This is a genomic window from Nocardiopsis prasina DSM 43845 (assembly GCF_000341265.1).
Lineage (GTDB): Bacteria > Actinomycetota > Actinomycetes > Streptosporangiales > Streptosporangiaceae > Nocardiopsis > Nocardiopsis prasina.
In genome coordinates this window covers 86,026-92,464 of record NZ_ANAE01000096.1, presented here as the reverse complement: position 1 = coordinate 92,464, position 6,439 = coordinate 86,026, and the positions used below count along the sequence as shown (strand labels likewise).

General features: G+C 72.1%; 5 protein-coding genes. 1 reads left to right on the top strand and 4 read right to left on the bottom strand.

The features are described 5' to 3' along the window. Positions 1–82: 82 nt before the first annotated feature. From D452_RS0108210 to D452_RS0108200, 3 genes are all read right to left on the bottom strand, one after another. Positions 83–2,170, bottom strand: coding sequence for an FUSC family protein (locus tag D452_RS0108210; protein ID WP_017543674.1), 2,088 nt, complete (start codon positions 2,168–2,170; stop codon positions 83–85). 96 nt (positions 2,171–2,266) lie between these two features. Beyond that, entirely contained in the window at positions 2,267–3,442 is a 1,176-nt protein-coding gene (locus D452_RS0108205; protein WP_017543673.1) for a coiled-coil domain-containing protein, read from the bottom strand. 240 nt (positions 3,443–3,682) lie between these two features. Beyond that, the gene (locus tag D452_RS0108200; RefSeq protein ID WP_017543672.1) at positions 3,683–4,225 is read right to left on the bottom strand and encodes a GNAT family N-acetyltransferase; all 543 of its coding nucleotides are present in this window, start codon (positions 4,223–4,225) and stop codon (positions 3,683–3,685) included. A 314-nt stretch (positions 4,226–4,539) separates the two neighbouring features. Here D452_RS0108200 and D452_RS0108195 point away from each other — a divergent pair, with 314 nt between their 5' ends. Further along, positions 4,540–5,469 (top strand): LysR family transcriptional regulator, encoded by a 930-nt coding sequence (locus D452_RS0108195; protein WP_017543671.1) that lies wholly within the window; start codon positions 4,540–4,542, stop codon positions 5,467–5,469. 38 nt (positions 5,470–5,507) lie between these two features. On the opposite strand, the gene D452_RS0108190 is transcribed toward D452_RS0108195, so the two are convergent. Next, positions 5,508–6,428 carry a LysR family transcriptional regulator gene (locus D452_RS0108190; protein WP_017543670.1) on the bottom strand — a complete coding sequence of 307 codons (921 nt, stop codon included), beginning with the start codon at positions 6,426–6,428 and terminating at the stop codon, positions 5,508–5,510. Between the last annotated feature and the right edge of the window lie 11 nt (positions 6,429–6,439).

Sequence of the window (6,439 nt, the reverse complement as noted above, 5' to 3'; positions counted from 1 at the left end):
CCGTGTTCCTAACCTCTCAGGTCAGTACACCTAGGGCTCCGCGCCCCGCACCGGACGGAGGGGCGCCCCGACCCTCCCGCGGCTACAGGTCGGCGTCGACGTCCTTCTGGGCGCGGCGCCGCTCGCGTTGGGCCCGGCGCTCGGCCTCCTGCTGAGCGGAACGCTCGTCCTGGGCGACGGCGCTGGTCATCGAGTTGGCCAGCGCCCGCAGCTCCATGTTGATCCTCGGATAGGCGGGCAGGCGCGGCAGCGCGCCCAGCCTCGGGGTGCGGCGTTCCTCCATCGCGGAGATGAGCTCGTGGAAGGCCAGGTCCACCCGCTGGAGGGTGATGGTGCCCGCGGGGTTCGGGCTGCGGTCCTGCGACAGCGCGGCCAGGGCCAGGTAGCCGATTCTCTGGGTGGCCACCACCACGGGCCACAGCGGGCGCGTGGAGGCGGCGCGGGGGACGTCGCCGATGGCGCTGTCGTACACCCCGCGCAGGCTGACCAGGGCAGCCCGCATGTCGCGGCGCAGACGGTAGCGGCGCTCCTCGGTGATCTCCACGTCCTGGTCCAGCACCGCCATCATGCACTGGCGGGTGCTCGCCAGAACGTTCGCGATGGCCTGCGGCAACCGGGTGGCCGAGGCCCGACGCCACAGCAGCAGCGCACCCACCAGGCCGAAGGCCGAACCCACCAGGGTGTCGATGATCCTGGAACCCGCGAGTTCGGTGACGGGGTACGGGTTGGCGGTGTACGACAGCAACAGCGCCATCGGGGTCAGCAGCACCGAGCCGTAGAAGAAGTTGCGCCCCACCACCAGCTGGGTGGCGCCCTGGAGCAGCCCGGCGGCGAGGATGACCACGACCAGGGGCAGGTCCAACGTGAGCAGCGCGACGCCGCCGAGCACACCCAGCAGGGTGCCCAGCGAACGCTGGACCGAACGGTTCAGGGTCAGCACCACGTTGCCGCCCTGGAGGACCGCCGTGGTGGTCAGGGCCACCCAGTAGTAGTGGTCCAGGCCCATCGAGAGCCCGAACGCGCCCGCGAGCGTCACCGTCAGCCACATGCGCAGCGCGGTCGGTCGGATCAGGGAGTCGCCGCTCAGACTGGAGCGCAGCGAGCTCCACAGCGCGGGGTAGCGGTCGTCGTGGAGGTCGGCGGTGCGCCGGTCGTCGTCGTTCTCCTCCTCGTCGGAGCCGCGCCGTGCGGACTGGGCCGCGCGCGACAGGAGGTTGTACAGGCGCGCCTCAAGGGAACGGGGGCGCATGCCGCGGCGCAGGTCGTCCAGGGAGTCCGGATCGGGCGCGCTGGCCGGGTCGGCGACGGCCAGGGCCATCTGGTCGGCGAAGTCCGCCGCCTCCTCGGGCAGCGCGGTGGGCCGGGCCATGCACACCTGGGTCGCGGCCAGATGGATGTCGGAGACCCACCGCAGCAGTGCCCGCAGTCGCGCGGCCTCGGTCGTGGTGCGGTAGCCGCGCGTCTGGCCGAGCAGTACGATTCGCCACGCCTCGGCGAGCGCCACCGACGCCGCGTGCTGCGCGTGGTCGAGTTCGGCCGTCCCCACCGCCCGCAGCAGGGTGGCCAGCCCCCGGTAGGCCGCGGCCACCGCCCTGTACTCGGGGTGGCGGGCACGCAGCGGGGCGCCGGACATCGAGACCGCCCACCCGACGGCGGCACCGAGCGCGGCGACCAGCGCGTGCAGGGGCACCTCGGCCAGGCCGCCGGGGGCGATGGTGGAGATGGTGGCGACCAGCACGAAGAACATCGTTCCGGGCTTGTCCACCCGCCAGGCGGCACACACCCAGGTGGCGACCCCGGCGGTCAGCCCGATGGAGGCCACGGCCGCCCACGGGGAGAGTGAGGCGGCCAACGAGTTGACGGTCACGGCCGCGACGAACCCCAGTCCGACCAGGGCCAGGGCCGCGGCGCGGTAGGCGTAGGGGGTCTTCTTCTCGTACAGGACGGTCATGGAGCCCAGGGCGGCGAGGGTGCCGATCTGGGGTCCGAAGATGACCGAGGCCAGGGCGAAGGACACGGTCATCGCGATGGCGGCCTGGAGTGCGGTGGTCCAGGCCCAGGGGCCCGCCTCCAGGCCGAAGATGGCCTTGAGGTTGACGCGCGGTCGCGGACGCTCACCCACCGTGACGCGTTCCGGGGTCTTGGCGGACTCCTCCCCGCCCAGGTTCATCGGGCCGGTCTCGCCAGTGGTTCCCAGATCTCGCACGTGGCCATCCTAAGCCGAAATACCGTGACGAAAGGGCACGTAGGTCGCAGATGTGCTCGATCAGGCACTCTGGGCGGCGGCCTCCCTGGCCCCTCTGAGGTCGGTCTCGGCCCTCTCGGCCCGCTCCAGCGCGCGGTCCCGCGCCTCCTCCGCCACGGACAGGCGCGCGGCCGCGGCCTCCCGGGCCTCGGTGAGGGTGAGTTCCGCGTTGCGGCGCTGGGCGTCCAGCTCGGTGGTCAGGCGTTCCAGTTCGGCGGTGAGCCGGGCCCGCTCGGCCTCCGCGGCGGCCCGGTCGGACTCCGCCCTCTGGTGGGCGCGCTCCAGTTCGGTGCCGAACCGGGCGCGCTCGGTCTCCAGGGCCGCGGCGTTGCGGGCGGCCTGTTCCTCGGCGTGCTCGGCCCGGGCCAGGGCGCCGCGCTCGGCCAGTTCCGCCTCGTCCCGACGCCGGGACTGCTCGGCCAGGTCGGTGCGCAGGCGCTCGGCCTCCACCTGCACCCGTTCCAGGCGCTCGGCGGATTCGGCCCTCTCCCGCAGGAGTTCGGTACGGGCCCGTTCAGCGGTCTCGGTGATCCGGTGCTCGGCGGCGGCCAGCCCGGCGTTGGCCTCGGCCACGGCCGCGTCGCGCTCGGCCACGGCGGTGCGGGCCAGTTCGGCCTGGTGTTCGCGTTCGGTCTCGGCGGTGTCCCTGCGGAGCAGGGCCTCCTCGGCCATGCGTTCGGCCTCCTGGGTGGCCGACACGGCGGCGGCGGTGGTCTCCTCCGCCGAGCGGCGGGCCGCCTCGGCCTCACGGCGCCGGTTCTCCGCCTCCAACCGGGCGGAGTCGGCCTCCGACACCTGACGGGAGGCGGCCAGCCGGGCCGCCTCCACCTGGGCCTCGGCGGCGGCCGGGTCGGACATCGTCGAGAAGGCCTCGGTCGCCGAGTCGAGCGTGGCGCTGAGCTGTTCGGCCTGGACGGCGAACCTCGTGAGGAGGTCGTCCGCGCGCAGTCGCGCGGCGGTCACGGGCTCCCCGCCCTGCGCGGGTGCTGCGGCCGCCGTCTTCTCCTCCGGCTCGGCGCGGGCCGCCTCCTCGGCGTTCTCGGCCTCCTGAGCGAGCCGCTGCCGTTCCTTCCACGCCCGCCAGCGGGTGTGTTCGGGCAGGTCGCAGTACTGCGGAGGGCGACCGGGGGAGGAACCCCGGGGAACCGGGCGGGTACAGCCGGGGAAGATGCAGGTGCTGGAGTCGGAGGAGGCCACGGGCCCGAGCGTAGCGCTTCGCGGTCCGCCCGCGCCGGGGTGTGTCGCGGGGTGTCGCCGGACGGAGCGCGAGCCGGATCACTCGTGGGCGCGGTGGGGGAGCGGGGGCCGTGGACGGGAGTCACGGGGGCGGGCCCGTCCCGGGCAGGGAGAAGCCCCCGCGCGGGACGTGGGTATGACCGCGCGGGGGCTCGTTCGCGGAGCCCTCACCGCTTCACCGGCGGTGAGGGCGGTGGGTGTTCAGTCGTGGGCGCCGAAGCCGTCCACGCGGCAGACCATCGTGGTGACGAAGGGGCGGAACCCCTCCTGTTCCAGGAAGCTGATGTCCTCGGATGCGGTGGCCAGAGCGGAGAACTCGATGTCACGGATGCCCGTGGCGGCGAGCTGCCGGCGGACCTCCTCCAGGAGCTTGGAGCCCACCCCGGTCCCGGTGTAGTCGGGGTCGATGGCGAAGGTCTGCACGACGGCGACCCGCTCGCCCCGGTCCCAGCTGCCCTGCGCGCTCTCGCGGACGGTGACCATCGCGTACCCGGCGAGGTCGCCGTCGTGCTCGGCGAGGATCGCCATGGTGTCGGGGTCGCGGAGCCAGGCCAGGTACTGGGCGCGGCGCCGCCGCCAGGACTCGTCCAGGCTCACCGCGCTGATGATGTCCTCCAGGTGCGGAGCCGTCACCGTGTGCTGCTGGTGCTGGGCACCCCACAGGTCGGCGAGCTCCTCCACCTCGTGGGCGCCGAGGTAGCGGAAGCCGAGAACGTCGACGTTCCTTGAACGAGGTTTGGTCATCAGCGAAGTTTGCATTTTCTTCTCACCCGTTCCACCAGCATGGGGTGCTGTCCCTGGGAAGGTGCACTCCGCACCTCCTTGGTTGAGCTGTGGGTCTGACTGTACGTGCCGGTATCAACCGGAGCGGGGGCGACACGGGGAAAAAGCCTGCGCGACATCTCTGATGGAGAAAAAAATGAAATCTTTCTTCAGGGTGCTCCGGTGCGACCGGAAGCGGACACTGGTGGACGATGTGTAAGGAATCACCATCAAAGAGTCGGTAATCAGACCGGAACACCATCGAAACCTGTTCGTTCTGTCCTAAATTAGGCAGCATGATCGACGTTCGGCGGTTGCAGCTCCTTCAGGCCCTTGACCACCACCGCACGGTGGCAGCCACCGCGGAGGCGCTCAACGTCACTCCGTCGGCGGTCTCCCAGCAGCTCGCCGCCCTGGCCAAGGAGGCCGGGGTCCCCCTCGTCGAACGCCAGGGCCGTCGCTTCCTGCTCACCGGTGCCGCCCGGGTCCTGCTCAAGCGTGCGCACGTCATCTTCGCGGAGATGGAGCGCGCCGCCGCCGACCTGGCCGAGTACTCCGACGGCGACCGCGGTGTCGTGCGGGTGGGTTCCTTCTCCACCGGCATCAGCGACCTCGTCGCCCCGGCCCTGGCCCGCCTGCGTACCAGCCACCCCGGCTGGAACTTCGAGGTCGTGCAGGCCGAACCCGAGGAGAGCGCCGAAATGGTGCGCTCCGGCCGACTGGACGTGGCCGTCACCATGTCCACCAGCCACCTGCCCGCGGCGGGCGACCCGGACTTCCGCAGCGATCCGGTCATGGTCGAGCTCTTCGACGCGATCCTGCCCTACCAGCACCCCCTGGCCACCCGGACCAGCCTGCACCTGGCCGAGGACCTGGCCGACGAGGACTGGATCATGTCCGGTCCGGGTACGGCTTGGAACTCCTGCGTGACGGCCGCCGCCAACCAGGCCGGGTTCCAGCCCCGGGTCGTGCACACGGTCGACGACTTCAGCGCCGTCTTCTCCATGGTCCAGGCGGGCCTGGGGGTCGCCCTCATGCCGAGGCTGGCGTGGACCGGGCTCAACCACCCGCAGATCGTCGTACGGGGGGTACGCGAGACCGCGCGCCGCCACATCGTCGTCCTGTCCCGGGCCGGGTCCACCCCCGAGCCGCTGCTCACCGCGATCCGCGAGGCCGCCAGCAAGGTCCCGGTCCCTTCGGTGGGTCCCTTCGCCATCGCGGGCTGAACCGGGGGCTCCCGGGAGCCGTCTCCTTGGCGGCGGGGTCAGAAGGGGAGCGGCGCCACCTCGTCCAACACGTCCTCGGCGGCCTGGTGCAGGTAGGAGGCCACCACGCGGATCGGCCGCCAGGCCCAACCGCCGGTGCGCCCGGCGAGGTACACCTGGCGGAAGCCGCCCAGCTCTCCCAGGGGCGCATGCGCGACCCCGCGCCGGGTGGAGGTCGACAGCCGTGGCACCACGCCCACGCCCACACCGGTGGCCACCAGCTCCTCGAACAGCTCCAGGGTGTCCACGCGGTGCCTGATCCTCGGGGTGAACCCGGCATCGGCGCACATCCGTTGCAGGAGCGCCTCCTCGTCCCCTCGGAAGGGGCTGGCGATCCAGGAGGCGTGGGCGAGCTCGCGTAAGCGGCGCCGGGTCAGTGTCCGACTGTCCGCCCCCTCGGAGGGCTGGGAGAGCAGGAGCGCCTCAGTGCCCACCGGGTACACCGTGAGCGTGCCCGGGAATTCCCGGGGGAGAAGACTGTACTGGTACACCACCCCCAGATCCGCGCCCCCGTCCTGGAGCAGATCCAGCGCCTGGTCGGACTCGTACTCGGTCAGACGGATGTCGATCCCGGGGTGGTCGCGCCGCAGACGGCGCACCGCGGGGAGCACGATCGGCGCCGCCGACGTGTACATCACCAGGTCGACGCGACCGACGGGGTCGGTGTCGCCGTCGAACTCGGCCTGGGCCGCCTCCACCCGGGCGAGGATGTCCACGGCGTGCTCCGCGAGTCGGCGCCCCGCGGGGGTGAGCCGCACCCGCCGCCCGTCCGGGGCGAGGAGGGGAACCCCGGCCTCCTTCTCCAGGACGGCGAAGTGCTTCGAGACGGCCGACGTACTCATGCCTGTGACCTCGGACACGGCGGCCATGGTCCCGAGTCGTTCCAGTTCGACGAGCAGGCGGAGTCGCGTGAAATCCATCAACCAAAACT

Excerpts from the sequence above, each read along its gene's own strand:
- D452_RS0108195 (WP_017543671.1), top strand. The coding sequence starts at position 4,540 with ATGATCGACGTTCGGCGGTTGCAGCTCCTTCAGGCCCTTGACCACCAC.
- D452_RS0108200 (WP_017543672.1), bottom strand. The coding sequence starts at position 4,225 with ATGACCAAACCTCGTTCAAGGAACGTCGACGTTCTCGGCTTCCGCTAC.
- D452_RS0108210 (WP_017543674.1), bottom strand. The coding sequence starts at position 2,170 with ATGAACCTGGGCGGGGAGGAGTCCGCCAAGACCCCGGAACGCGTCACG.
- D452_RS0108190 (WP_017543670.1), bottom strand. The coding sequence starts at position 6,428 with ATGGATTTCACGCGACTCCGCCTGCTCGTCGAACTGGAACGACTCGGG.